Source organism: Ruegeria conchae (genome assembly GCF_000192475.1).
GTDB lineage: Bacteria > Pseudomonadota > Alphaproteobacteria > Rhodobacterales > Rhodobacteraceae > Ruegeria > Ruegeria conchae.
In genome coordinates, this window is the sequence record NZ_AEYW01000025.1 from 16,862 (window position 1) to 43,817 (window position 26,956).

Genomic DNA, 26,956 nt, shown 5'->3' on the forward strand with positions numbered 1-26,956 from the left:
GAGGTTGCCGACCACGGCAGTCGGCACAGTGGCTTAGAGAGCGAGAATGGAAGCGGCTCCTGATACACGTCGCGGATATTTGAGCGAACCGCCGTGTCGCAAAGCGACGTGACCTATTCTTTGACCCATGGTAGTGGCCCTGTGAAAGGGCACTTCATGACAGCGGAACAAAAACTACATAACCCGACAGCTGGTATTGTGTTCGTGCTGATCGGAATATTGGCGATTTCTATCAATGATATGCTGATCAAATTCCTGTCTGGCGGTTACCCCTTGCACCAAATGGTGTTTACAAGATCGTTGATCGGGATCGGGTTCAGCTTTGCCCTTGTCCAGATGGAGGGCGGTTGGCGCATCCTGAAAACCGATCAGCCGGGACTTCACCTTTTGCGGGGCCTGCTGATTGTCATTGCCAACCTGACATTTTTTACGGCCCTGGCGGTAATGCCGCTGGCAGAAGCCACCGCTGTTTTCTTCGTAGCCCCCTTGATGATCACATTGCTGAGTATCCCATTGCTTGGCGAAAAAGTTGGGCCGATGCGGATTGGTGCCGTGCTTGTCGGATTTTTGGGCGTAGTGATCATGACCCGTCCATGGGAGGCCGGTGGAGAGCGTGAAGTTGGTTTGTTGATGTATGCCCTACCGGTTCTTGCTGCTTTCACCTATGCCCTCAACAACGTGCTAACCCGTTTCCTTGGCGCAAAGTCCAAGGCCTCAGCAATGGCTGTTTACATTCAGGCGTGCTTTATCGTTGTCAGCCTTTTGTTCTGGTCAGTGGCAGGAGATGGGCGCTTTGCGAACGAGTTCGAGAACGAAAGCTTGATCTTTTTGCTGCGGGCTTGGGTTTGGCCCGAAGGGTCTGATCGCTGGTTGTTTATCGGCTTAGGATTCAATTCTGCTATCATCGGGTATTGCCTTGGCCAGGCTTACCGCATGGCAGATGCAGCTACAGTGGCACCGTTTGAATATGTCGGACTTCCCATGGCCATTTTCTGGGGATGGGTCATCTGGGGCGAGCTCCCAAACCTGCCTGTCGCTATCGGTATCGCACTGATCTTGGGGTCAGGATTGTTTGTCTTTTTGCGTGAGCGTCAGAAAAAGAGGCATGTCATTACTGAAAAGAGAGTGCACCGTCGGTATTAGGTGCCAAATCAAATCTGGCCAAATCCCGCTCAAAAATACCTTGGGATATTGAATATCAATTGTAATTGAGCGCTGATGAATCTTGTAATTAATGAGATGAGAATTTTGATGCGATACACAGTCATTCTTGCCGCGCTATTTATTACCGCTTGCGGCAAGGAACCCGCAGAGCCAATTACCCGACTTTATCCCGGTGAGACCCCTGAGCTGCGTATGATGATCGACGAAACTGCGGACGCAAACGGAGTACCGCGCAGCCTAGTACACCGTGTGATCCAACGAGAAAGCGATTATCGTCCCAATGCTCGAAATGGCCCATACTACGGCCTGATGCAGATTCTGCCTGCGACAGCGCGCCAGATGGGATTTCGCGGGCAGCCTTCCGACCTCTTGGACGCTCAGACCAACCTGACATACGCCGTGAAATACTTGCGCGGAGCTTGGATGGTTTCAGATGGAAACGAGCCCGAAGCGGTCATGTGGTATGCTCGCGGGTACTATTACGAGGCGCGAAACAGATGCATGCTTGTGGACACCGGGTTAAGGGATACTGAGGTGCGAAAGTACTGCGGATGAAGCCATTCTCGTGGGAACTGCATAGAGCTTCAATTAACCGCAACCAAGCTCCTCCAAACAGAGTGGGCTCGCACTACGGAGCCATGTATTTGCGCGTTTTGCAGAGCTGCTGCAAAACTTGTATGTCGCCAAAGTGCTAGCTGGCTGCCTGCGAGAAGACCGACCGAGCCGCGCTACATTGAAAGTGATCTACCATAACCTCGCAATTGAGTTGTGTTGTTCAGTTTTGGATTGAATTCTTCCAAGAAGAATGCACTTTAGATTGAGTTTGGTGTGTCCAAGTTGATCGAGCCACGTTACGACAATCGACAATTGAGCGCGTATAGTGAATCGTGCAAACTTATGGGCAAATCGTGCAGGCTTACGCGCAAGTGCTATGCAAAATTATGGGCGAAGACACCCAAATTTTCTGAATAAAATCAATGATAGGAGTGCAGCGTTAAGCACGCACCTACATTGCTTCTTAGACGCGTCCGTAGTCGTTCGCGGGTGGATCTACAGCAATTCAATTAGTTGTGGCAGGCTACATGGCCTCTAACGTATGCGCGAGGCCATTTCGGATATGATCCACTAGTAGCTTCTTGGCTGTATCCGCGTCTCTGGCCAAGGCGGCATTGAACATGCCTTTATGCTCCTCGACGGCTTCTTCGCCGCGATAGGTTAGTACAAGCATTTGATAGCGCAGGTATTTATCGTAGATGATAGAGTGCAGCGTCAGAAGGTTTCTGGAGTTGCACGCCGCGATCATGGCTTGGTGAAACTCCCAATCATACCGTTTCCAGGTTTCTTTCTCAGAGTCATCTCCTTTTAGCAGCTGCTGTTCCATCAGGTGCAGCTTATGGTGCGCGGCGACAAGGTTGCCTTCCCAATCCGTGTCGCCGTTTGCAATCGACAATTCCAATGCGTGGCATTCCAACAGGGCGCGCAGCTCTGCGATCTCGGTCAGGTCTTCACGGGAAACTGGCGTAACCAGAAATCCCCTTTGCTCGGGAGCTTCGACAAACCCGTCGCTGGCAAGCCTGTTCAGCGTTTCACGAAGCGTCGAAAGGCTTGCTGAGTACCGCTCTTTCAAAGCGTCCAACTTAAGTTTCGAGCCGGGCTGCAACTCTCCGAAAATGATATCCCGTTTGATGCGCTGATAGGTGCTTGCGCCTATCGTAGACGGCTGCTTCGCCATGCATTTCACCCGATATTCTTGGTTTCCTCGTTCATCTATCATTTTTAAAGGTCATCAGCAATCCAAACTGATGTATGGTAAAAATAAAAATATCATACATTATTGCGGAATCGGGAAAACCCCAATACGGTCGTGTTCAAATTGGGCGATGCAGCCTAGTCGCAAACATCGGATCCAGAGCTTTTTTGGATCCTCCGGAAGGAACCAAAGTGTCTCAGAACTTTCGCATTGCCATCGTCGGCATTGGCCTTGTTGGACGTCGCCACGCAGATGCAATCCGTGCGTTGCGTCATGTCGATCTTGTTGCATTTGTCGACCCCAGCGACGAAGGCCGCGCGTATGCTGATGAACATGGGGTTGCGTGTTACGAGACGCTTGAAGAAATGTTCGCCAATCAGACCCCGGACGGCGCTGTGCTGGCGACCCCAACGACACTTCATGTCGAGCAGGGCCTCACTTGCATTCGGCACGGTTGCCCCATACTCGTGGAAAAGCCGATCGCCGTAGAAGCTGCCGCGGCACTAGAGCTTGTTCAAGAGGCGGAGAAGGCAGACGTACCGCTTATGGTTGGACACCATCGCCGGTACAATCCACTGATCAAATCGGCCAAGGAGGCGATTTCGGATGGGCAGATCGGTGATGTTCGTGCAATCCATGCGAATTGTTGGTTCTATAAGCCCGACGAGTATTTTGACACTGCGCCCTGGCGAAAGAAACCTGGCGCGGGACCCATCTCGGTTAATCTTGTCCATGACGTCGATCTTCTGCGGTATCTGGCCGGAGAGGTCGTAACCGTTCAGGCGCAATCGGCTGCATCGCAGCGCGGCTACGACAACGAGGATGTTGCTGGCGCGTTGCTGACGTTCGAAGGCGGGGCCATTGGCACCATAAGCGTGTCTGACAGCATCGTCGCGCCATGGAGTTGGGAGATGACGTCTCAGGAATATCCAATCTATCCATCAACCACTGAAAGCAGCTACATGATCGGTGGCTCTCATGGGTCGCTATCCGTCCCTGACCTCCGGCTCTGGAGCTATCGGGGTGAGCAAAGAGATTGGTGGACCCCCATTTCGTCCACAGCGCTCAAGAAGGGCGCCTCTGACCCGTTGGTCAATCAACTCAGGCATTTTGTTGAAGTGGCCCGGCACGAAGCCGAGCCGATCGTATCGGGATGGGAAGGTTTTAGAACGCTTCAAGTCATTGAGGCTATTCAGAATTCTTGCAGAACAGGCGAAACGATCAGGATAGAAAGGTTTCAGCAAGCACCGATCGCAAATGTTTCGGTTGTATAAAATATCAGATATTTTGTAAAAAATCTTGCAAAATGTCCAAAATAGGTCAAAACTTGGAATCGTCAAAAAAGAAGCATCAATGATGTCTCAGGGAGGAAAAAAGTGACTTTCAAACTTACACGCCGGGCTGCTGTGTCAGCCCTGGTCGCCACCGGTGTTCTGTTCAGCGCAACAAGTGCAGCGCTGGCGCAGGATAAAGTGCAACTTCGCCTCGCAACCTCGGGGTCGGAAACCGATCAGCGTTCGGTTGCCATGGCCGAAGTTTTCGCACCGATGGTCGCCGATTTCGCGAGTTATGAGCCCAGCTATAACGGCACCATCTTTGCACAAGGTACCGAGTTGGACGCGATCAGCCGCGGTAACCTGGAAATGTCGATCACCTCGGCGCAGGAACTGGCACAGTTCTTCCCCGAGTTTTCGATTTTCACCGCAGGCTATGTCCATCAGGACGCCGCGCATCAGGTTGCTGTTTTCAACGATCCCTTGATGGATGCCTTCAAGCAGAAGGCCGAAGAAGAGCTGGGCGTCAAATTGCTGTCGGTGATGTATCTGGGTCGTCGCCAGGTAAACCTGCGCCAGCCCAAAGATGAATTGACGGTTTCGACACCGGCCGACTTGGAAGGTGTGAACCTGCGGATGCCCGGCACTGATGCATGGCAGTTCCTGGGTAAGGCTCTGGGTGCGGCTCCGACACCAATGGCGTTCTCGGAGGTCTACACTGCGTTGTCGACCGGTGCTGTTGACGGTCAGGACAACCCGCTACCGACCGTTGTGGACGCAAAGTTCTACGAAGTGACCAACCAGATCGTTCTAACGTCACATCTGGTGGACCTGAACTATATTGCCATCGGCAAAGAGGTTTGGGACAGCCTGACCCCTGAACAGCAAGCTAAGGTTCAAGAAGCTGCAGATGCAGCTGCTGAATCGGGTCGCCAAAAGCAGCTTCAGAAAGAAGAGGATCTTGTAAGCTTCCTGAAAGAGCAGGGCATGGAGATCTACGAACCCGATCTCGCAGCGTTCCGCGATCAAGTGCAATCCATGTATCTGGACAGCGAATTCGCCGGTTCGTGGCCCGAAGGCGTTTTGGATAAGATCAACGCTCTGGGCAACTAAGCCTGCATTGCAAGGGAGGGAGAACCGCAATGAAAGACTTCATAAAGGGGTTCTCCCGACTTACCGAAGCGATTGCCGGCGGGATGCTGGCGGCAATCTTCCTGATCTTCCTACTGCAAATCCTGCTGCGGTACTTCTTTACCCCTGCAGGATGGACGCTTGAATTGATCGGCATCCTCTGGGTCTGGGTGATCTTTTTCAGCTGCGCTTTCATCGTGCGCGAGCGGGATCACGTAAAATTCGACATTATCTATCTGTCTGTGCCCCGACGCGTCCGTCAGATCTTTGCAATGCTGGCGGCTGCAGCAATCGTGGTTGGGATGCTCTACAGCTTTCTGCCAACTTGGGACTACATCGACTGGATGAAAATCCGCAAGACCGCGACCGTTCGCAATCCCTTCTCGGGTGAGAAGATACCTCTGCGCACCGTTTTTTCGATCTATGCCGTGTTCATGCTGGTCGTAGCTGCGCGGTATGCATGGCTGTTCTTTGACATCATGCGCAACGGCCCACCAAAAACCGAACTTGAAATGGTCGTGGGATACAACGTGGTCGACGATCACCCCCGCGTTGATGTGGAAGACGACGAGGACGCAAGCAAATGAGTTTTGAACTTCTTTCCTGCCTGCTAACCCTTTTTGTTCTGGCAGGCATCGGGACCCCTATCGGCTATTCCATCCTTTTGGCGTCACTGATGTATCTGGGGGTCGCTGGTCTGGATGTCGCGCTGGCGGGTGAAAAAATCCTGCAGGGCTTCTACAAAAGCACGATCCTGCTTGCCGTGCCTTTGTTCATAGTCGCCGCCAATATCATGAACGCGGGGTCGATCACCGACCGCTTGCTGAACTTCTGCGTCGCTGCGGTCGGGCGGTTCAAGGGCGGCCTCGGACACGTCAACGTGGTTGCGTCATTGATTTTCTCAGGCATGTCTGGCTCGGCTGTCGCGGACGCGGCAGGCATCGGCAAGATTATCATTGAGATGATGACCAAAGATGGCCGTTACAGCCGGGGCTATGCAGCCGCAATCACTGCGGCGTCGGCGACGATCGGCCCGATCATTCCGCCCTCGATCCCGATGGTTCTTTATGCGCTGGTCTCCAAGGCGTCTATCGGGTCGTTGTTCCTAGCTGGTATTCTGCCGGGCCTGATCATGGGCGTCGTTCTGATGGCGATGAACTACTATCTGGCTGGAAAGCGAAACTTTGCCCTGGAAGAACCCATTCCTCTGCGCGAGTTGCCTGCAAAAACCGCCAACGCGTTTCCTGCGCTGTTGATGCCCGCGATCCTGCTCTACGGTATCTACGGGGGTGTCACCACACCTACCGAGGCCGCCGCGGTGGCCGCATTCTATGCCCTGCTGTTGGCAGCGTTCTTCTATCGCGCCCTGTCGTTCCGTGGTCTCTATCAGGTCTTTGTTGACAGTGCCCGTTCGTCGGCAGCTGTTGGAGTTGTGATCGGTGGTGCGTTCATCCTGAATTTCATCGTCATTCAGGAGCAAATTCCACAGTCGATCTCGGCCTTGCTGGAGGGATCGGATGTCAGTCCGATTGTGTTCCTGATCCTGGTTAACCTGCTGATCCTTGCGCTGGGTTGTGTGTTGGATGCAACAACGATCATTCTGGTGATCGTGCCCCTGTTCATTCCAACCTGCGAAGCGCTTGGGATTGATCTGGTGCATTTCGGAGTGCTGGTTGTCGTGAACTCGATGATCGGTCTGATCACGCCGCCTTATGGCATTCTACTCTTTGTGATCAACGCCGTGACGGACATTCCGCTGCGCGAAATCATCTCGGAAATTTGGGCCTTCCTCGCGGTTCTCATCTTCGCTCTAGTGATAATGATGCTAATGCCGGATCTGGTCCTGTGGTTGCCGCGCATGTTTGGGTACCAGGGGTAATGTGCCTGTCGGTTTCGACAACATCCATCCCCGGCGATTTGGCTGAGAAACTGCATGCCATAGCCGGGACCGGATTTGACGGGGTTGAACTGCGTGAACCGGATTTGACTGCCTTTGACGGGTCACCATCGCAAATCCGGGACATTGCCTCAGACCTCGGATTGAAAATCTGCCTGCTGCAACCGTTCCATAACCTTGAAGGTCAATCTGGCGGCGGTAGACAGCGCGCTTTTGATCGGTTGAAACGCAAACTCGATCTGATGGGTGAGTTGGGCACAGAACTACTGCTCATTGGTTCAGCTTTTGAGGTGGAGGCCGACGCCACCGAAGATCAGGTGATCACTGACCTCGGGGAAGCGACCGAGATTGCAAAGGCGATGGGTGTACGTCTGGCCTATATGGGCTTGCCCTGGTCCGACCTCATCCACTCGGACGCGCAGGCGCTGCGCATTGTCGAGGCGATTGACAGCCCGCATTTCGGGTTGGCCTTAAACTCCTTTTTCTCGCTGGCTGACGGGTCCAAGCCCGCGCGCCTTCGAGACATTCCCGGAGAGCGCCTGTTCCATGTGCAACTGTCCGATGCACCCCGGCTTGAAATGGATATCCGCAGGCTCAAGCGGCATTTCGGGCTCTTGCCGGGGCTTGGATCGCTGAACCTAGCGGGCTTCGTACGGGTGCTGTCCCGCGCCGGATACACGGGGCCTTGGTCCATTGCACGTGTCAACGAAGCAGCGCCGCAACCCGGTGGTCAAACGCTGGCGCGTGACTGTTACAGATCGCTGGTGAACCTCCTGGATGAGGTATCCCGGACCGAGCCGGGAACCGACTACGGCATCCCGGATCTACCGGAACGCGTCTATGCGTCAGGCTTTGAGTTCGTCGAATTTACAGCGGATGAAACAAGCGGCGCGCAGCTGGCAGACATGCTGTCAGCAATGTGTTTTCGAATGGAGCGAAAACACGTCACCAAGTCCGTCGAGCTGTGGCGGCAGGGCGCGATAAACATCGTTGTGAATACCGAAAAGGAAGGTTTTGCCCATTCGGCGTTCCTGGGCCATGGTCCCTCGGTTTGTGACATGGGATTGCGCGTCAAAGACGCGGATCAGACGGTTCAGCGCGCGACCGCGCTGGGCGCTCCTGATTTCTCTCAGCCGGTGGGGACCGGAGAGTTGGATATCCCAGCCATCCGAGGTGTCGGTGGCAATGTCGTTCATTTCATCGATGAGAAATCCGATCTGCATCGGGTATGGGACATCGAGTTTGAGCCGGTTGCGAAAACCAAGGCGACCCAGCCTGCTGGTCTGCGCCGTATCGACCATCTGGCACAGACAATGCGCCATGATGAGATGCAAAGCTGGCTGCTTTACTACATTTCAACTTTTGAGATGGCAAAGTCTCCTATCGTGAACGTCGCCGACCCGTCCGGTGTCGTGCAAAGCCAGGCTATCGAAAGTCCCGAAGGCGAAGTGCGCCTGAACCTGAACGGGGCCGTTGGGCGCAGAACTCTGGCAGCGTCATTCCTTGAAGATGGATTTGGGGCCGGTGTTCAGCACATCGCCTTCCAGTCGGACGATATTTTTGAAACGTCGGATCAGCTGCGTAAATCCGGCTTTCCCAGTTTGACGATCCCAGAGAACTACTACGCCGATCTGCAAGCGACCTTCGGATTGGATGATGATCTGATCGCCCAACTGCGAGAGGGCAACATTCTCTACGACCGGGCAGCGGGTGCAGAGTATTTTCAGATCTATAGCCGCCCGATCTTTAACGGCTTCTTCTTCGAAATCGTTGAACGCCGTATGGGCTATGCTGGTTATGGCGCGCGCAACGCGCCCATTCGCCTTGCCGCGCAAAGCAAAACCCAGACGATGAAAGAGGTGCAAACATAATGACGAGCGACGAGCAAGCTGTGCGCCAATGGTGGCGCACCTCAATCATCGACATGAAGCCCGGCCAGATCGCGTTTCGTGGCCATCCCATCGAGGACCTGATCGGGAACGTTTCCTTCCCTCAGATGATCTGGCTGATGGTGCGGGGCGATCTGCCCAGCGACGCACAAGCGCGCCTGTTCGAGGCCGCATTGGTCGCAGGCGTGGATCACGGTCCACAGGCCCCCTCGATCGCGGCGGCGCGTATGGCCGCCACCTGCGGCCTCGGTCTCAATAATGCTATGGCGACTGCGGTGAACATGCTGGGCGATGTGCATGGCGGAGCAGGCGAACAGTGCGCCGAGCTTTATTATGATATTTCAGAACGCATGGATGCTGGGGCATCGCTGAATGATGCTGTACAGGACGGTCTGGGCAGCTGGCGCGAGATGTACGGCAAGATCGTCTCGGGCTTTGGCCACCGTTTTCACAAGCCCGTCGACCCACGCGCACCACGATTGATGCAACTTGTTCGTGATGCGGCGACAGAAGGCACAGTTTCTGGCCGCTTTGCCGATATCGGAGAAGAGGTTCAGGCCGAGCTTGGCCGCCAACGCGGCGGTCGGCCGATTGCCATGAATATCGACGGCGCGACAGCCGTGATCTTCTGTGAACTTGGCTTCCCTGCGCCCTTGTCGCGAGGGTTGTTCTGCCTCTCCCGCTCGGTCGGAATACTCGCCCACGCGTGGGAACAGATGGGGCAGGGTGGTCGCAATAAAGGGCCCATGCCCCCGAAATACCTACCCCTCTACGAAGACAGGAATGATGACACGTGAGACATCGAAATCCTTCCGGGTCGGCCTTATCGGCTGTGGTCGTATCAGCGATATCTATCTAAAAACACTATCAAAATTTTCGAACGTAGAGGTTGCGGCATGTGCAAGCCTTGATCCTTCGGAAAGCCGCGCCAAGGCGGATCAATATGGCATAGCCAAGGCCTGCACGCCGGATGAGGTGTTCGCTGATCCGACGATTGACTGCGTTCTGAATCTGACAATTCCGGCGGCGCATGCGGAAATCAGTTTGCGCGCGTTGGAGGCGAGCAAACATGTCTATTCCGAAAAGCCGCTGGTCATGAATCGAACGGATGGCAAGGCGATCCTGCACATGGCCACTGAAAAGGGGCTGTTGGTCGGTTGCGCGCCCGACACCTTTCTGGGCGGTCGTTGGCAGACCGTTCGGCGTTTGATTGATGAAGGCGCCATCGGCAAACCAACAGGGGTATTTGCCCATGTCGGAACACACGGCACGGAACGTCATCACCCCAATCCGGATTTTTACTACAAGGCCGGTGGTGGCCCTTTGCTGGACCTTGGACCTTACTATCTGACCGCCATGATTTGTTGTCTAGGGCCCGTTGACCGGGTCGCCGGAATGGCCCGTCGCACCTTTGACAAGCGGATGATCGAAAACGGTCCACGCAAAGGAGAGTGGATGGATGTCGAGGTCGACACGCATTCCCTGAGCCTGCTTCAGTTCTCATCCGGCGCCATCGGGTCAATGACAATGAGTTTTGATGTCTGGGACAGCGAAACACCCCGGTTCGAGATCTATGGCGAAGACGGAACCATCAGCATCCCTGACCCTGACCCGGTTCATGGTGCCAACATCTTTCAAGGCGATGTCTGGCTGAAAACGCGGGACACCTCGCGCTGGTCTCATCAGCCTCGTCCAACCGGTCGCGAAGGCTGGCAGGTGGTCGAAAACAAACATGGGTTCAATGAAGACAGCCGTGGTCTCGGTCTGTTGGATCTTGCCCTGGCGGCACAAGAAGGACGCCAACCGCGTGCAAGTGGAGCACTTGCCTACCACGTTTTCGAGGTCATGGATGCGATTGAACAGGCACCGAAATTCGGAGCTTATCAGACAATCGCAAGCCGTTGCGAGGCACCCGAGCCTTTACCGGTTGATTTTCTGATGAATGAGAGGAAGGAGCTGGCCCATGCCGGTTGAGACACTCGACTTTGCCGAGCCATTCTTTCGCGTCCAGCACATCACCGATGAAGACGGGATATCTGTCGAGGGTCGCGCAATTGTTCTGAACCTTGGGGGACGGGACCTTTCGGTCGAGGATCAAACCGTTGCACCGCTTTCGTCCGTTATCGTGCAAGCCAGTATTTTGAACAACGTGGAGCGCGCGGTGATAATCCGCGACTTTGACGCACACGGTGATGACGACGCGCTGTTCGCAAAGGCAAAGGCTACGTGGCCTTCTGCTTTTGATATCCGCCAAGAGGAGCGTCTGCGCGGTGTCAGCCATTACATGTCGCCGAAGGTATTCGTGGGCAATGTTGGACTGACCATGTACCATTCCGGTTCGGTTCCGCTGAATGTCGGATTGCATAAGGATCATCCGTTCTGCCCTGTGCCGGGGTTCCGCGAAGTGCATACGCAGATCGTTGGCTTTGGCAAAATGCAGCAATGCCGGGAACGGGATGTCGAGACCCTTTATCTCGAAGAATTCATGGCCCCGGGGACGACGCACAAACCGATGTATGACACCGAAGGCAACTATCCCTGGCATCAATACGAGACGATTACCCCCAGCATCTTCATGGCGGTTGAAATCCTGCCCGAGGGCGCACTGGTCCCGGAAATGGAGGTTCAGAATGGCTGAGAGACTTTTACCCGAAGACCTGAACTTTGACGGCCCCTTTCCTCGCTTGTCTCGCCGTTTGCGGCTGGGCGTTGTTGGTGGAGGACGGATCTCGGTCACGCAAGCAACGGCTGCTCGGATGACCGACCGGTGGGAGGTCGCCGCAGGCGCGCTCAGTTCTGACGCTGCGCGCAGCAAGGTGCGCGGGGCCGAATGGTTCTTGCCGGCCGACCGGTGCTATGCGTCATTCGACGAGATGGCACAGGCCGAGGCGGCGCGCCCGGATGGCGTAGATGCCGTCATGATCACGACCCCAAACCACGTTCATTTCAAAGCGGCCAAAGCGTTTCTGGAGGCGGGCATTGACGTGATGTGCGACAAGCCCCTGACCAACGAAGTCGCCGAGGCCGAGGGGCTTGAGGAGATCACCGCGCGCACGGGGCAGGTCTTTGCCGTCGGATATGCGATGTCGTGCTTTCCAGTGATCCGGCAAGCCAGGCAGATCGTTGCAGAAGGCGGCATCGGCAAGATCAACCAAATCCATGTCGAGTTTATGCAAGACTGGATGACGCCCGAAGATGTGGCCGATGCGCCTCATGTAAAGTGGCGGCTGGACCCAGAGATTTCTGGCCCGACCAGTTGTGTCGGCGATATCGGCACCCATGCCGCGCATCTTGCAAGTTTTGTCTCGGGCCTGCCAATGACCGACCTGAGGGCCGAGTTTCATGTCTGCGGCGCGCCAAAGCCTTTGGAAGACACAGTTTTCATGTTCACCCGTTACCAAAATAAAGTTCCGGGAACCCTGATGGCGACGCGCCTTGCCCCCGGAAATCGGGGTGGGTTGCGGTTGCGGATATTCGGTAGCGAAGGAGGCCTCGAGTGGGACTTGGAGAATTCGGAACAGCTGAAGTTCAATCGGTTCGGTGAGCCGGATCGTATCATCAGCCGAGGTCACGGGCATGGCATCGGCCCCGGTGCGGAACGTCTGATCCGTACGGCGCGCGGCTTCCCCGAAGGGATTATCGAAGCCTGGGCAAATCTCTATACGGAATTTGCCATGGCCGTCGCCGCGCGTCGGGATCGCGTTACCGTTCCGGCCGATTGGCTCTCTTATCCCAGTGTCGATCAAGGCGCAGACGGTGTTCGATTCATTGATGCCTCTGTGCGCTCTCACCAGTCCGGAGGCGACTGGGTCACTATCTAAAGCTTTGCCAATACGAAGGTTAAGCACGCTCGGGCTAGGGCCCGGGCATTTTCATTTCCTGCTCAGTATTAAAAGTTGATATTTTAAAAAATATCAGATATTTTTTACTACGTGTGATGAATTCTAGATTCGCAGACACGTGGAGCTGTCGTTCATGGTGAAACCCGAAGAGGCTGGCGCAGGCCCCTCTCTCTATTCCTTGGCGCATCTGACGCTGATTGGCTGTACGCCGCCCGAGCTGGTCTATATCGCCGCGCGGGCCGGTTACGATGCCGTCAGTCCCCGGTTCATTCCGATGCATGTGCCCGGTGAATTCACCCAATCCCCGATCGACAAGGCGCAGGTGCAGGCCACCAAGACGGCTCTTTCGACAACCGGCCTAAAAGTCCTTGATGTTGAGATTGCGCGCATCACCGAAGACGTGGACCCGCGCAGCTTTGAGCGCTCGTTGGAAATCGGCGGGGAACTCGGCGCCAAACGCATGATCATGAGCGCGTGGACCAACACCCGCGATGATCGTGACTTTCTGATCGACGTCTATTCTGAGACCTGCGAACTGGCAGCACCCTATGGACTGACGGTGGACCTTGAGTTCCCAAGCTTTTCCCGCCTTCGTACTCTGGATGAGGCGCTGGATATTGTCCGCGCCTCTGATCAGCCGAATGGTGGTATTCTGGTCGACACGCTCTATCTGCACCTCAGCCGAGTGGATCTCGGGGAGCTTTTGCACGTCCCTTCGGACCTGTTTCACTTCCTGCACATCTCTGATTGCCTGCCCGGCATCGCTGATACGCGCGAGGGCATGATCCAACTTGCCCGCGATGCGCGGCTCTATCCTGGCGAAGGCTGGATTGACTTCACCGGCATCATCGAACGGATGCCTCCCGTCGATTATTCTATTGAACTGCCCAACCAAAGTCGCGTTGCCGAGTTGGGGTATGAAGAACACGCGCGTCGCTGTCTCAGCCACGCCAAGCGAACATTCGGCGAGGCGCGGTCACAGCGCCGTATGCCCGATGCAGCAATTCCAAAACACCAAGAGGATTATCATGAGCAAAGAGCTCACTGAAAACGACCGCAATATGGCGGCCGATATGCTGGCACGCGCCCGCGCTGCCATGGCCGAGATCGAGGATTGGGATCAGGACAGGCTGGACCGCCTGTCTCAGGCCATTGCGTGGTACGCAGGAAACGAGAAAACCTTCACGCGTCTGGCCCAGCAAGGCGTGGACGAGAGCGGTATCGGAGATCGTGCGGGACGTCCAGCAAAGCGGTTCAAGATTCACATGGTGCTGCGCGATGTTCTGCGCACGCCATCGACCGGTATCGTCGAAGTCGACGAAGAAAAGGGCCTGGTTAAATATGCCAAACCTGCCGGTGTGATCGCGTCTCTGATCCCGATGACCAATCCTGCGATGACACCACCGGTGACCGGCGTGTCCGCCGCGAACGCCAGGAATGCCGTCATCTTTAGCCCGCACCCGCGAACCGCCCATACCACCTTTGAGATGGTCGAGGTCATGCGCGCAGCCTGCCGCGCCGCCGGTGCCCCCGAAGACCTGTTCCAGTCGATCCGCAAACCGTCGATCCCGTTGACGCAGCATCTGATGGAAATTTGTGATCTAACACTGGCAACGGGTGGCAAACCCATGGTCAAAGCGGCCTACAGTTCAGGGCGTCCGGCCTATGGCGTCGGCGCGGGCAATTCGTCCATTGTCATCGATGAGACAGCCGATCTAGACATCGCCGCGCAGAACACTCGCATCTCTAAGACCTCTGACTTTGGCTCGGGTTGTTCGGCCGACGGTAACATCATTATCCAGCGATCGGTCTACGACGATATGGTCAAAGCGCTGAAGGCCGAAGGCGGGTATCTGTGTTCTGATGAAGAAAAGGCCATGCTCGAAGCCGCCATGTGGGATGAAAAGGGCAACCGCACGTTCCCGACCATCGCCTGCCCGCCGCAGCAAACGGCCAAGGTTGCCGGGTTCTCGATTCCCGAGGACCGTAAATTCCTGATGGTTGAAAACCAGGGGCAAATCGGGCCGCAACACAAGTTTTCCAAGGAAAAGCTGACCACGCTGATGGCGCTGTATCACTTCGACACATTCGATGACGCGCTTGAAACAGTCAGCCAGATTTACAACACCGGGGGCAAGGGCCATTCCTGCGGCATCTACAGCCACAATGACGATCATATCGATCGGCTCGCGCGTCTGGCTCCGGTCAGCCGAATGATGGTGCGACAGCCTCAGTCCAAAGCCAACGCAGGTGCCTGGACCAATGGCATGCCCATGACCAGCAGCCTTGGTTGCGGCATCTGGGGCGGCAACATCACCAATGAAAACGTCACAATGAAACATATGATGAACTACACCTGGGTCAGCCGCCCGATCCCCGAGGATCGCCCCTCGGAACCGGACCTGTTCGGTGAATTCTACGGACAGGAGGTCGCGTGATGGACGGAGCGAAATTGGAAGGTAAAACCGTTGCCGAACATATCGTTGACTTTCTCGAACGCCGTGAGGTCAAGCACGTTTTCGGCCTGTGCGGCCACACGAACATCGCGGTTCTGGCTGCGCTGGCGGAAAGCCCGATTGATTTCGTCACAGTACGACACGAACAAATCGCCAGCCACGCGGCGGATGCATATGCCCGCGTGACGGACAAGGCCTCGGTGGTCTTGTCTCACCTCTCCCCAGGTTTGACAAACTGCGCCACGGGGGTCGCCAACGCGGCGCTGGATTGTATCCCCATGGTCGTGATCGCAGGTGACATTCCCACGCATTACTACGGCAAGCATCCGCATCAGGAGGTGAACCTGCACGCGGACGCCGCCCAGTGGGAGATCTATCGCCCCTTCGTGAAACGTGCATGGCGGGTGGACCGGGCAGACTTGATGGCCGAAATCCTGGAGAAAGCATTCCATCTTGCCGAAAGCGGCCAGCCCGGACCGGTGCTGGTCAACGTGCCGATGGACATCTTCTCCGAGGTGATCCCCTCGGACAGTTTCGACCGTATCCGCGACAATACACGCGCGCTCAAGAAACCGTCGATTGACGATGAATCAGCACGAGAGATTGTCGAAGCACTGGCGAAGGCCGAAAACCCGGTTGCCTATGTCGGTGGCGGTATCCTGTTGGCGCAGGCGAGCGAGGAGTTGCGCGAGTTTGTTGAACATATGGGTCTGCCCGTCGCGCATTCCCTGATGGGTAAAGGTGCGTTGCGAGACGATCATCCGCTTGTACTGGGTATGACCGGGTTTTGGGGCACCGAACTGGTCAACCAGTCCTGCCTGAATGCGGATTACATCTTTGCCGTGGGCACCCGGTTCAAAGAGGCCGATTGTTCCAGCTGGTATCCCGGCTACACGTTCAATATTCCCGGTTCCAAGGTCATTCACATTGACATCGAACCGCAAGAGATCGGCCGAAACTATCCCACCGAGATCGGTGTCGTCGCCGACGCTAAAGCCGCGCTTCGTGTGCTCAATCGGGTGGCCCGTGAGATGTATCCGGACGGTTTCAAGCGCCCTGCGCTGGAACAGAAAATCGCTGACTTCCGAACGGACTTCAAAGCGCGTAACTTGGAAATGGCGATCTCATCTGCCTTTCCGATGATGCCTGAGCGTATTCTGGCGGATACCCGCAAGGCACTGCCTGAAGATGCCATCATCACCACTGATGTTGGATGGAACAAGAACGGAGTTGGGCAACAGTTCGATATCCTGACTCCCGGTTCGATCCTGACACCGGGCGGGTTCGCCACGATGGGCTTTGGACCTCCGGGTGCCATCGGCGCGAAGCTGGCGGCACCTGATCGGGTGGTTCTTAGCCTGGTCGGCGATGGTGGGTTTGGTCAAAACCCGTCAATGCTGGCAACAGCTGTCGAACTTGATCTGGGCATCATCTGGCTTGTGATGAACAACAACGCGTTTGGGACCATCGCAGGACTGCAAAAAGCGCATTACGGCCTGACCTATGGAACGACCTTCCCCGGATCGGCCGAAGCGCCCGCAAACGGGCCGGGCTATGCCGACATAGCGCGGGCCTATGGTGCAGAAGGACACAGGCTCAGCGCTGCTGACGAGTTGTTGCCCGCATTGGAGGCGGCAATCGCCAGTGGCAAGCCAACGGTTTTGGATGTCCCGATGATCAACAATCCGACGCCAACAACCGGACATTGGAACATCTTGGATATTTATTCGCCGGACAAAGATGTTTCTCACGTCGCTACATAAATAGGCTGCGCGCGGCACACTGCACCGAGCGTTCCAGTTGACCCGCTAAGAAATGGTGCGGACTTGCTGCCACCAATTGCAGATGGCGAATAGCAACGCCACTCGAATGCGTCAGCAGTGCCGTTCTGCAAGTGGTGATACCCGCTCCATCGTTGTCAGATAGCGCGGCCCGGGTATCGAGATGCAGTGACCGCCTCGTTTCGGGCAATGGCACCGGCGGACTTGGGGTTCCATGACTTGGAGTTCTTGCGTGGCGGGATGATGGCGTGGGCATTGCGGGCGACAATCGCGCCGTAGCATTTACGCGCGTCGTATGCCTCGTCTGCGGTCACCGACCCGATGTTCTGATCTAGCGGGTTTTGATCAAGCAACTCGGGAAGTAATGGCGCGTGTCCGGCGTTGTTGGTGGTAACTTCAACGGCGCGCACTTCCAGTGTTTCCTCGTAGATGCCTATGTGTATTTTACGCCAAATGTGCCGCTTGGGGCTACCATGCTTGCGGCCATTTCATTCTCCTTCGCCCTCAGATTTGATGCCGGTGCTGTTGATCAGCAGATGCAGCGGGCCGCATCCGCCACGATACGGAAGGTTCACGTTCAGCGTTCTTTTTACGGCGGCACAGGGTACAGAAATCAGGCACGGCTCAGTCCACAAGCCAGTCAGCTGCAAGAGACTGCCCACGAAGCCTGTGGTTTGCCTAAGCCGCATCCCGAACAGAACAGGGTCAGGCACGCTTGGATCACGGCGTTGCTGAAACTCTGGTGACGGCCGCGCCTGACTGAAGGTGGCGGTGTCCAATCCATCTCAGGATCAAACCAGATCGAAAGCGATCCTCGTTCTTTCAATGCGGTATTATACGAAGGCCAGTTCCCGGTCTTGTACTTCGTCCGGATGCAACGGGTCGTGTCTCTCGGTTATCATGCTGGATTCATGAGGTGAATCCTTCATTCCAATTGTGCAGCAAAGCCGCTTGGCACCACAATTGGCGGCCCGATAGTTGGGAAAGAATCACAGATCTGGCCATTCAGATTCCGTTAAGGAATCGGGCCAATTTGCGGCAAAGAACCGGCCGAACTGCCAAATCTTACAATCTTGACGTGTATTTCTCCGCGGTTTGGAGGATGCGGCGCCCTGATGGCGGGACCTAACCTTGTGGAAGGCTCCGTCCATATGGGGGGGTTAGAACGCCGCGAATTTGGGCGGCATCCATGAGTAACTAGTGAGTTAACTAGGAGAGTAAAATGTTGAAGCTTTATGTAAAGATGAAGACCATGGCACGCGACGAAAGCGGCGCGACCATCGTGGAATACGGCGTCGCCCTGACCATTGTCACGGCGATTGCAGTGGCCACTCTGACCGCTTTGGGCGCCGACGTTAACGGTCAGTTCACAAACGCGGAAACCCTGATTCCTTAATGAAGACAAAGCACGCGGTGCACCCAGCTCCGCGTGCTTATCGCCCAGGATAATTTTTTGATCCGCTGGCAAAGTGCAACCGTTCAGATCGGTTCATTCGAAAAACGCCAGGAAATAGCTGAAGGAGCACCAGATGAGACTCTCTGCCATTTTCACTGCATTGACGGGCCTGGTCGTAGCCGGAGGGTCGGTTTACGTCGCTCGGGATTACATTCAATTTGACGCTCAGTCCGCAAATGTCGAGGCCGAGAGCGAGATGGTGAGCGTGGTCGTTGCATCGCGCGATATCTCGTTTGGTGAAGAAATCGAGCCCGGCGCGCTGACAACCATTGACTGGCCCCGTGGTGCTGTACCCGTGGGCGTCTTTACAGATTACGACGACCTGATTGCGGAGGCCAGCATGCCGTCCCGTCGCGCTCGTCGCGCAATTACTCAGGGTGAACTGATCCTGAACAGCAAGGTGTCCGACTTTGGTGAAAAGGTCACCATCGTTCAGACGCTGGGCGCAGATCATCGCGCCATGGCCATTGAGGTTGATGCCGAAACCGCCGTCGGGGGCTTTGTCACCCCCGGTGATCGGGTCGATGTAGTAATGACCACTGGCGAAAAAAGAGACATGCACGCCGTCACAATTTTGCAAAACATCAGGGTCATTGGTGTTGATCAGGAATCTGACGAACAGACCGACCAACCCGTTGTTGCACGTACGGTTACTGTTGCCGTTACCCCGGATCAGGTCCAGCGCCTTGCTCTGGCGCAACGTGCCGGTCGGCTGAGCCTCACCTTGCGGTCCATTGATGACACCGAGGACAAGACGCTGACCATGACGCGACTTAACGATCTTCTGATTGATGAGCCGGTTGTTGCGCAGGACATCAAAGAACCGGTGCGTAAAACCATAGTCCGGGTCCGCCGCGGCACCGAAGTGACAGAATCCATCATCAACTGAATCGACCAACGAAGGTTTCGACCGTGTCCCTCGCTCAATTCATACGTCAATTCCGTAGCTCCGAAGACGGCGCGATCCTGGTCTTTGTTGCGGTGGCCCTGTCGGTGATGGTCGGAATGGCCGCCCTTGCATTCGACATTGGTCGGGTGACCACCACTCAGTCGGAATTGCAGAGCTTTGCGGACAATGTTGCCCTTGCGGCTGCGGGGGAACTTGATGGTCGCCCGGATTCAATCACCCGCGCCACGAATGCGGCTGCAAACATGATCCGCGACCGTCAAAGCTTTGGCATTCGCAACAAGGATCAGCTGTTGTCCGGTGCAACGGATTACCAGCTGCGGTTTTACGAAAACCCGCCGACCACTGCGACTGATCCCGCCCAACCCGCGCAGTTGCTGGATTCGACCGATCCTGCCAGCGGGCCGATTGCGGCATTTGTTCGGGTGACCGTCGACACGCACGAGGTTGGCACTCCGCTGGCGGCGGCAGCGGCGGCTCTTTTGGGCAATGCGCAGCCTTTCTCCAGCGTCAACGCCGATGCCGTAGCAGGCTTCACCCTGATGGCCTGCGACATCACCCCCATGTTCATCTGCCTGCCGCAACCTAGCCTTGATCTGACCGAAGGCCAGTTGATTAGGATGGTAAGTCAGGGCGGCAATGGCCATTGGGGTCCCGGAAACTTTGGTTTTTTGTCTTCTAATCAGAATCTGGCCATCGACGCGTCTGGTGCCTGCGAACCTGCACCAAACGGTCAGGAAGATTCATGTGCTCTGGCCGCATCGCGCGCTGTTTCCATGTGCTTCAGCCAAAGAGCCGTTGAAACCAGACCGGGTCTGAGCGTGGGCAACATGGTTGCTGGCTTTAACACACGTTTCGACCGATTTGATTCCAGCGCCAGGCAGTTCAGCAACGGCTCGCGCTACGACGTCGACAATTTCGCCTCTTCCCCGCATGTCCTGGACGGTTGGATCACTGCGAGTAACGGAAACAACTGCACCAGCCAGCTGTCGCCCACTTATGATGCGAACGGGATCCCTGATCCGGCCGCGACCGTTGGGCTGCCACTTGATGATTGTTTTGCCAGCGGCACTTGCCCGACACCTCGCATAGGCAATGGCGTGTTCGCTGGCGGCCTTACCGAGTATCTGACCATCAACTACGGCGCTGATTTCAGCGGTCCTCTTCCAACCGGTATTCCATCTTGGTTCCCGACCGGTGGCACCCGCTATGACATCTACAATGCAGAGGTTACCAACCAGGCCGCTCTGGAAGCTATCCTGACCGCCGGTGGTAAAGCTGAAAGCAGCATGCCTTCGTGCCAACCCCCTTCAGCCGGTCGTGCCGATCCTACGCGCCGTGTCATCACTGTCGCCGGTATCGATTGCGCGACTTTTCAGGATGAGCTGAACGGCGGGTCGGGCGCCATTCCGGTGACAAGTTTCATCGAGATGTTTCTGATCCGCCCCTCGGAGTCCGGCAGCACCGGTGCCAACGCGGTCATCTATGGTGAGGTCATTCAGACCGTATCGGATGGCATCGGCGGCGCCGGAGTTGGCGGCATCGTTCACGATCTAGTTCAGCTTTACGAGTAATGATCATGTTTGGTGCCTCCCATCATATCAGCAATACCCTTAGCCGGTTCCGCAACGATCAGTCCGGCGCGGCGTTGGTCGAGTTTGCGATCCTTTTGCCAATCCTGTTAGTGACATTTGCCCTGATCGTCGAAGGGGGGCGGATTTTCTGGTCCTATCAAAATGCGATCACAGGGGTTCGGGACACTGCCCGTTATGTTGGCCGGATCGCCCCGTCGGACTTGTGCACTGCCTCGCCAAGCGCTGCTATCGGCGATTTTCAAACCGCTGTCTCAAATACACTGACATCGCTTTCAACCACTGACATTGCTGTTGGTCTGGACTCTCTGTCCCTCGAATGCGTTGGCAACGCAGGTGAATACCGCGTTTCGCCCACACCAGTGGCCGTCCTGACCGCGTCACTGACAATTTCAAATCTGCCATTCACGCCCCTGTTCCAACTAGTAGGAGGTTCGGCGACGGCGCAGATCCAAACCACGATCACAGATCGCAGCCGGGTGTTTGGACCATGACCCGCCGCATTCACAAGATAACCCGCGAAATGTCGCGACTTGGCCGTCACGAAGATGGGTCGACGGTCACTGAGCTTGCCTTTGTCCTGCCGTTGTTCCTTTTGATTTTCCTGGGCCTGATAGATTTCGGCAGATTGGCCTTCCACTATGTGGCTGCTGAAAAAACAGCACAGGTCGCCGCTCGGATGGCTGCAGTGATGCCACCCGCATGTGGCGGTGTTCCGACAACCAACAGCCGCGGCACCTATACCGATATCACCGGCCCGCGATTCGGAACCAATTGCAGTTTCGCCGCTGGCGTCTGTGTCGAACCTGCCACCACAATATGCACCGGTGCGGCACCCGTGAATGCAGCGGCCCAGACCACCGTGACCGACATCTGGAACATGCTTCAGTTTGCCGTTCCCAACGATCCCACCGCAACTTTTGACGAAAGCAACATCACATTCACTTACGACTTCGACCCGGAAATGAATTTCCTGGGTGGCCCTTATGTACCGATGGTCACAGTGACAATCGAAGAACTTCCGTTCCGGTTCGTCTCTCCGTTGGGTTCGATCGCAGCGCTGGTTTTGGGCGGCTCAACGCCAGAAACCGATGCACTGACCACCGCGACAACGGGCTTCAAAATTTTTTCCGACTTTAGCGCAACCCTTCCTGGCGAAGACCTCGCCAGCGGAGTCAACGGTTGAATTTCTAATCATGGGAGCTGAAAAGTGACTCAAAAATCATTAGCCCTAATCTCTGATAATGAGGCGATTAAGGATTCAGTCGCCCAGGCCGTCGACCGGTTCGACGATCTTTCGCTAGAGACACATTCCGGGACCTTGTCTTCGGTAAACGGTCGCGCCTGTGATCTGATGGGTGAAAATGACCTGCTGGTGTTCAGCTTTTCAGGCGAATTGAATCTGGAAACTGTCAGCGATCTTCGTCGTAGCGCCGGTTCGCGCGGCACCTTGCTGGCACTTAGCGACCGTGACATCTCATTGACCGAAGCGCGTGCGCTGAACAAATCGGGCGTGGACGAGATTCTGCCCTATCCCATCGGGCAGGACGAACTGGCCGAACAGATTCAGCGTCTGATGGTCGACAAATCCTTGCTGCCGACAATTTATGCGCCGCAACCGCAGCGACTGGGGCAGATTATCAGCGTATGCCCGGCCCGTGGAGGCATCGGCGCGTCGACACTGTCCATCAACCTGGCGGACCAATTGCAGGGTTATTCCGGCATCTTCCGGAAAAGGACGCGAAACAAGGTCGCTATCGTAGATCTGGATTTGCAATTTGGCACGGTCGCGACGTCCTTAGATTTGCAGTCTTCCTCGGGGCTTTTGAGAATGGCCCAGGATGGTGTCACGCCGGACCGGACTTTCCTTCAGCAATCTTTGGTGCAACATGCATCCGGTTTGGAAGTCCTGAGCGCGCCCGAAGAATTCATTCCTCTGGATGTTCTGACACGCGAACAGGTCAGCGCGCTGATCGAGACTTTGCGTCTGGAATTCGACTTTGTTGTTATCGATCTGCCACGTGCGCTGGTCGATTGGCTTGGCGCAGTAGTTACCGCGTCAGACAGGATGATGATGGTGGGTGACAGCTCAGTCTCTTCGGTGCGCCAAGCCTGCCGTTTGATCGAATTCTTCACAAAAGAGCGGCTCGAACCTCCGGTTGAGATCGTCATCAGCCAGGAAACGAAACCGACATTCCGGTCAAGCCAACATGTCGAAGCCCAAAAGGCGCTGGAACGCGAATTGCGCTTCTGGCTGCCAAGCGACGCGCGCCACGCAAAACAGGCGCTGGATCGGGGTCAATTGCTATCGCAAGCCTCAGGCAGCTGTGCCTTGTCCAAGGCGATCCGCACGATGGGTCGGAAAATCATGAATGAAACAATGGTCGGCAAAACCGGCCTGAGAAACAACGCAGCCTAATTGGAGTCTAAGGGATGTTTGAAAAGTTTACACGCGCCGGGCGAACCAATGAGGCCGAAGTAATCCAGCTTAACCAGCATGCAGAGCAACTGGCCCAAGAAATTCAGCCTGAGACCACAACAGAAGATACCGAACTGGCCGACTGGCTTGAGCTCAAAAGCACTTTGCACGAGGCTTTGCTGGAACGGTTGAACCTTTCGGTGATCGAAAAGGTTGAAAAAGACGTGCTGCGGCGCGAAGTCGCCGGGGTTGTTGGCGGTGCGTTGTCCCAAACCGGCAGGCCGCTGAATACCGAAGACTTCAACCGCATCGTTGAGGAACTTCTGGACGAAATTCTGGGTTTTGGCCCATTGGAGCCATTGCTGGCCGATCCGACTATCAACGACATTCTGGTTAACGGTTATCAGACGGTCTATGTCGAACGCTCTGGCCTGCTGGAGCGCGTGCCGGTGCGGTTCCGCGATGAAAAGCACCTGCTGCGGGTTATCGACAAGATCGTCAGCAAGATCGGGCGTCGTGTCGATGAACGGCAGCCTTGGGTGGACGCCCGGCTGGAAGATGGCAGCCGTGTCAACGCAATCATCCGCCCCTGTTCGATTGATGGTCCCAGTGTTTCAATTCGAAAATTCGCCCAGTCGAAGCTGACAATGGAAAAGTTGGTCGCAAATGGCGCTCTGAACGACGCCGCCGCGCGTTTTCTGCAATCACTGGTATATGCGCGCCTGAACGTCCTGATCGCAGGCGGGACGGGGTCGGGCAAGACAACGATGTTGAACGCCCTGTCTTCGTATATCGACCATGGCGAGCGTGTCGTCACCATTGAAGACGCAGCAGAACTGCAACTCCAGCAGGAGCATGTTGTGCGACTGGAAACACGCCCGCCATCCCCATCCGGCGACGGCCAGGTCATTCAGCGTGATCTGGTGCGCAACGCGCTGCGTATGCGCCCCGACAGGATCATTGTCGGTGAGGTTCGCGGAGCGGAGACCTTCGACATGCTTCAGGCCATGAATACGGGTCATGATGGCTCGATGACGACTGTACATGCGAACTCGGCGCGCGATTCATTGGGCCGCCTGGAACAGATGGTCACGATGACGGGTATCGAATTTCCCGCCGCAGCCATTCGATCCCAGATCGCGTCGGGGCTGCACTTCATTGTGCATCTGTCGCGGTTGGCGGATGGGTCGCGCCGCGTCACCAGCATTTCGGAAATAACCGGGATGGAAGGTGAGATCATCACCATGCAAGACATCTTCGTGTTCCAGAAGAAAGGCCGCGCGGAAAGCGGCGAGGTGCTTGGTCAGTTTGTTCCCACCGGGATTCGCCCGAAATGCTATGACTTGCTCACAGCTGCTGGCGTCGATCTCGAACCCGAGACTTTCCGAGTATCAGGAGGCTGAGGCATGACCAGTATTAACACAGCCGAACTTCTTAACTATCTGACGCTGGCTTGCGTCTTCGTCGGAATTTTCATGCTGATTACCGGTGTGTTCCACTTTGCCCGTCGCGGTGAAAACCACGCCGAGGCCCGCAACCGCCGAATGCGCATGGTCCGACAGGGCGTGTCCGATGAAGAACGGCTGGCCTTGCTGCTTCCTGAGACCCAGACAGGCTTTTTTGCTAAGATTCCGTTTTTTGGGAATTTGCCGGATACGTTGATTCAGGCGGGACTGCATGTTTCAGCGAAGAATTTTGTGCTGCTTTGTCTGTTTGGCACCTTGGCGATCGCAATCGCCGGTATGATGTTTCTGCCGCCCTGGCAGGCGGCCCCGATCGCACTCATCCTGGGTGTGCTTATGCCTGCTTTGGTGGTGAAATCGCGGCAGGCTGAACGCCAAAAAGTTTTGACCAGTCAGTTGCCCGATGCGCTAGAGCTGATGGCGCGTGGCCTGAAAATTGGCCATCCGGTCAACACCTCAATCAAAGCCGTCGCGGACGAGATGCAAGATCCGATCGGGTCCGAGTTCGGCATCATCTTCGACCAGATCAGCTTTGGTGATGAGCTTCCTGATGCGGTTCAGGATTTTGCAGACCGGGTCGGCTCGGAAGATGCGCAGTACCTGGCGGCAAGCATGGCGATCCAACATGGCACCGGTGGCGATCTGGAGCGGATCGTGTCCGTCCTGGCAACCGTGGTCAGAAGGCGCATCGCGTTGCGCGCGCGGATCAAAGCCATTTCCGCAGAAGGGCGCCTGTCCGGGTTTCTTCTGTCGATCATTCCGCTGGTGATCATGGGGTTAATGACGATCAACGCGCCGGGATATTACACCGACGTCAGTGACGATCCCGCATTCATCAAACTTGCAGTGCTGGTTGTCGTTCTGATGGTCTCGAACGTCATCATCCTGCACAAACTCGTCAATTTCCGTATCTGAGGGCAGTTTCATGGAAAATATTCTGGAAATTATGTCGCTTCGTTTCGGGCTGCCAGCCGAAACAATTCTGCTGACCGTCTTTGGTCTTGGCGTTTTGCTGGTGTTCGTCGCCGTAACCTCGGCGTTAAGCCGTCGCCATCCAGCGGCTGTCCGTATCGCCAATCTGCGCGCCCAAAGGTATGAGGCCCGCAATGACCGTGGACTGTTGCGCGAAACTCTCGTCACCCCTAAAGGTCTTTTTAAGGCCGCACTGCCCAGTAGGGAAGCTGAGCGGCGCAAGATCGAGGATCAGCTGATTCAAGCCGGGCTGACCGGTCGAAATGCCCTGCGGATCTACACACTGACTCGGGTTTGGCTTGGGATTTTCGTGCCGATGATTGTGGGTCTGCTCATCGTTGCCTCAAGAACGCCTGGCATCCCCGTTCCCAGCGCGATTACGGGCATTTTTGAATCCATCAGCAAAGCCAACGCTATTCAGCTTATCGGTTTGCTGACGGCCGTCGGATATTTTGTTCCCGCGGCCTGGCTGAAGCATCGCCGCAAAGAACGTCAGCAGCGTATCCGCGATGCATTCCCAAATGCTCTCGATCTGCTGCAGATCTCGCTTCATGCTGGGCTGGGCTTTGATGCCGCTATGACACGGGTCGGGAACGAACTGGCGCTGGCCTCCCCTGACCTAGCGTTTGAGTTTCTGAACACCCAGCACGAGATTCAGGCCGGACGCCCCCGCGCAACTGCGCTGTCTGACATGGCGCGGCGTACAGGGGTTGATGAAATCCAGTCCTTTGCCACGGTTGTCCAGCAATCCATACGCTACGGGACCAGTATGTCCGAAGCTCTGACTACCTATGCGTCTGAAATGCGGGACTCACGCGAAACACGGGCACAGGAACTGGCAAACCAGCTACCGGTAAAGATGTCCGCTGTTTTGGCTGCGCTGATGCTGCCGACGCTGATCATCATTACCGCCGCACCTTCGATGATTCGATACTTCCGTGGCTTTGGAGCGTAAAATTCGCG

The 26,956-nt window shown here is 55.9% G+C and carries 25 protein-coding genes and 1 pseudogene; 23 read left to right on the forward strand and 3 right to left on the reverse strand.

Annotation, left to right across the window (positions count from 1 at the left end):
- Positions 1-156: 156 nt before the first annotated feature.
- Both G7G_RS0121305 and G7G_RS0121310 read left to right on the forward strand, forming a co-directional pair.
- Complete coding sequence (locus tag G7G_RS0121305) at positions 157-1,143, forward strand: DMT family transporter (RefSeq protein ID WP_010443506.1); 987 nt, start codon at positions 157-159, stop codon at positions 1,141-1,143.
- 108 nt (positions 1,144-1,251) lie between these two features.
- A complete protein-coding gene (locus G7G_RS0121310) occupies positions 1,252-1,719 on the forward strand; it encodes a lytic transglycosylase domain-containing protein (protein WP_037322138.1) in 468 nt (155 codons plus the stop codon).
- Positions 1,720-2,242: 523 nt separating this feature from the next.
- On the opposite strand, the gene G7G_RS0121315 is transcribed toward G7G_RS0121310, so the two are convergent.
- Positions 2,243-2,896 carry a GntR family transcriptional regulator gene (locus G7G_RS0121315; protein ID WP_010443508.1) on the reverse strand — a complete coding sequence of 218 codons (654 nt, stop codon included), beginning with the start codon at positions 2,894-2,896 and terminating at the stop codon, positions 2,243-2,245.
- A gap of 209 nt (positions 2,897-3,105) precedes the next feature.
- Between G7G_RS0121315 and G7G_RS23540 the strand changes: the two genes are divergently transcribed.
- The 12 genes from G7G_RS23540 (at position 3,106) to G7G_RS0121375 (ending at position 17,166) form a co-directional block, all read left to right on the forward strand.
- The gene (locus G7G_RS23540) at positions 3,106-4,188 is read left to right on the forward strand and encodes a Gfo/Idh/MocA family protein (protein ID WP_010443509.1); all 1,083 of its coding nucleotides are present in this window, start codon (positions 3,106-3,108) and stop codon (positions 4,186-4,188) included.
- Between the two features lie 102 nt (positions 4,189-4,290).
- Complete coding sequence (locus tag G7G_RS0121325; protein ID WP_010443510.1) at positions 4,291-5,301, forward strand: sialic acid TRAP transporter substrate-binding protein SiaP; 1,011 nt, start codon at positions 4,291-4,293, stop codon at positions 5,299-5,301.
- Between the two features lie 29 nt (positions 5,302-5,330).
- Positions 5,331-5,906 (forward strand): TRAP transporter small permease, encoded by a 576-nt coding sequence (locus G7G_RS0121330; protein ID WP_010443511.1) that lies wholly within the window; start codon positions 5,331-5,333, stop codon positions 5,904-5,906.
- A complete protein-coding gene (locus tag G7G_RS0121335) occupies positions 5,903-7,198 on the forward strand; it encodes a TRAP transporter large permease (RefSeq protein WP_010443512.1) in 1,296 nt (431 codons plus the stop codon). Before G7G_RS0121330 ends, G7G_RS0121335 begins: the two co-directional genes overlap by 4 nt.
- Positions 7,198-9,087 (forward strand): bifunctional sugar phosphate isomerase/epimerase/4-hydroxyphenylpyruvate dioxygenase family protein, encoded by a 1,890-nt coding sequence (locus G7G_RS0121340; protein ID WP_010443513.1) that lies wholly within the window; start codon positions 7,198-7,200, stop codon positions 9,085-9,087. The genes G7G_RS0121335 and G7G_RS0121340 overlap by 1 nt, the downstream gene beginning before the upstream one ends.
- The gene (locus tag G7G_RS0121345) at positions 9,087-9,902 is read left to right on the forward strand and encodes a citryl-CoA lyase (RefSeq protein WP_010443514.1); all 816 of its coding nucleotides are present in this window, start codon (positions 9,087-9,089) and stop codon (positions 9,900-9,902) included. The genes G7G_RS0121340 and G7G_RS0121345 overlap by 1 nt, the downstream gene beginning before the upstream one ends.
- On the forward strand, positions 9,892-11,079 hold the full coding sequence (locus tag G7G_RS0121350; protein ID WP_120981263.1) for a Gfo/Idh/MocA family protein: 1,188 nt from the start codon (positions 9,892-9,894) through the stop codon (positions 11,077-11,079). Before G7G_RS0121345 ends, G7G_RS0121350 begins: the two co-directional genes overlap by 11 nt.
- Complete coding sequence (locus G7G_RS0121355) at positions 11,069-11,743, forward strand: hypothetical protein (protein WP_010443516.1); 675 nt, start codon at positions 11,069-11,071, stop codon at positions 11,741-11,743. The genes G7G_RS0121350 and G7G_RS0121355 overlap by 11 nt, the downstream gene beginning before the upstream one ends.
- Positions 11,736-12,926: a Gfo/Idh/MocA family protein gene (locus G7G_RS0121360; protein ID WP_010443517.1), complete on the forward strand. Its 1,191-nt coding sequence runs from the start codon at positions 11,736-11,738 to the stop codon at positions 12,924-12,926. The genes G7G_RS0121355 and G7G_RS0121360 overlap by 8 nt, the downstream gene beginning before the upstream one ends.
- Before the next feature lie 154 nt (positions 12,927-13,080).
- Positions 13,081-13,995, forward strand: coding sequence for a sugar phosphate isomerase/epimerase family protein (locus G7G_RS0121365; RefSeq protein ID WP_010443518.1), 915 nt, complete (start codon positions 13,081-13,083; stop codon positions 13,993-13,995).
- On the forward strand, positions 13,976-15,385 hold the full coding sequence (locus G7G_RS0121370; RefSeq protein WP_010443519.1) for an aldehyde dehydrogenase family protein: 1,410 nt from the start codon (positions 13,976-13,978) through the stop codon (positions 15,383-15,385). The genes G7G_RS0121365 and G7G_RS0121370 overlap by 20 nt, the downstream gene beginning before the upstream one ends.
- Complete coding sequence (locus G7G_RS0121375) at positions 15,385-17,166, forward strand: thiamine pyrophosphate-binding protein (protein WP_010443520.1); 1,782 nt, start codon at positions 15,385-15,387, stop codon at positions 17,164-17,166. Before G7G_RS0121370 ends, G7G_RS0121375 begins: the two co-directional genes overlap by 1 nt.
- A 155-nt stretch (positions 17,167-17,321) precedes the next feature.
- Here the strand turns inward: G7G_RS0121375 and G7G_RS25030 are convergent, their stop codons facing one another.
- Both G7G_RS25030 and G7G_RS25035 read right to left on the reverse strand, forming a co-directional pair.
- Positions 17,322-17,639 (reverse strand): transposase, encoded by a 318-nt coding sequence (locus tag G7G_RS25030; protein WP_420794976.1) that lies wholly within the window; start codon positions 17,637-17,639, stop codon positions 17,322-17,324.
- Between the two features lie 33 nt (positions 17,640-17,672).
- Positions 17,673-17,968: pseudogene (locus G7G_RS25035) on the reverse strand (transposase).
- A gap of 438 nt (positions 17,969-18,406) precedes the next feature.
- On the opposite strand from G7G_RS25035, the gene G7G_RS24090 reads away from it, so the two are divergent.
- From G7G_RS24090 to G7G_RS0121430, 9 genes are all read left to right on the forward strand, one after another.
- Positions 18,407-18,580: a Flp family type IVb pilin gene (locus G7G_RS24090; protein WP_010443521.1), complete on the forward strand. Its 174-nt coding sequence runs from the start codon at positions 18,407-18,409 to the stop codon at positions 18,578-18,580.
- A gap of 133 nt (positions 18,581-18,713) precedes the next feature.
- Entirely contained in the window at positions 18,714-19,529 is an 816-nt protein-coding gene (gene cpaB, locus G7G_RS0121395) for a Flp pilus assembly protein CpaB (protein ID WP_010443522.1), read from the forward strand.
- Positions 19,530-19,552: 23 nt separating this feature from the next.
- Positions 19,553-21,121: a pilus assembly protein TadG-related protein gene (locus G7G_RS0121400; RefSeq protein WP_010443523.1), complete on the forward strand. Its 1,569-nt coding sequence runs from the start codon at positions 19,553-19,555 to the stop codon at positions 21,119-21,121.
- Positions 21,122-21,126: 5 nt separating this feature from the next.
- Positions 21,127-21,633, forward strand: a complete 507-nt coding sequence (locus G7G_RS0121405; RefSeq protein ID WP_158005286.1) for a TadE/TadG family type IV pilus assembly protein — start codon at positions 21,127-21,129, stop codon at positions 21,631-21,633.
- Positions 21,630-22,325: a TadE/TadG family type IV pilus assembly protein gene (locus tag G7G_RS23550; RefSeq protein WP_010443525.1), complete on the forward strand. Its 696-nt coding sequence runs from the start codon at positions 21,630-21,632 to the stop codon at positions 22,323-22,325. The genes G7G_RS0121405 and G7G_RS23550 overlap by 4 nt, the downstream gene beginning before the upstream one ends.
- 24 nt (positions 22,326-22,349) lie before the next feature.
- Entirely contained in the window at positions 22,350-23,558 is a 1,209-nt protein-coding gene (locus tag G7G_RS0121415) for a CpaE/TadZ family protein (RefSeq protein ID WP_010443526.1), read from the forward strand.
- A gap of 14 nt (positions 23,559-23,572) precedes the next feature.
- Positions 23,573-24,961, forward strand: a complete 1,389-nt coding sequence (locus G7G_RS0121420) for a TadA family conjugal transfer-associated ATPase (protein ID WP_010443527.1) — start codon at positions 23,573-23,575, stop codon at positions 24,959-24,961.
- 3 nt (positions 24,962-24,964) lie between these two features.
- The gene (locus G7G_RS0121425; RefSeq protein ID WP_010443528.1) at positions 24,965-25,936 is read left to right on the forward strand and encodes a type II secretion system F family protein; all 972 of its coding nucleotides are present in this window, start codon (positions 24,965-24,967) and stop codon (positions 25,934-25,936) included.
- A 10-nt stretch (positions 25,937-25,946) separates the two neighbouring features.
- Positions 25,947-26,948 (forward strand): type II secretion system F family protein, encoded by a 1,002-nt coding sequence (locus G7G_RS0121430; protein ID WP_010443529.1) that lies wholly within the window; start codon positions 25,947-25,949, stop codon positions 26,946-26,948.
- Positions 26,949-26,956 lie beyond the last annotated feature (8 nt).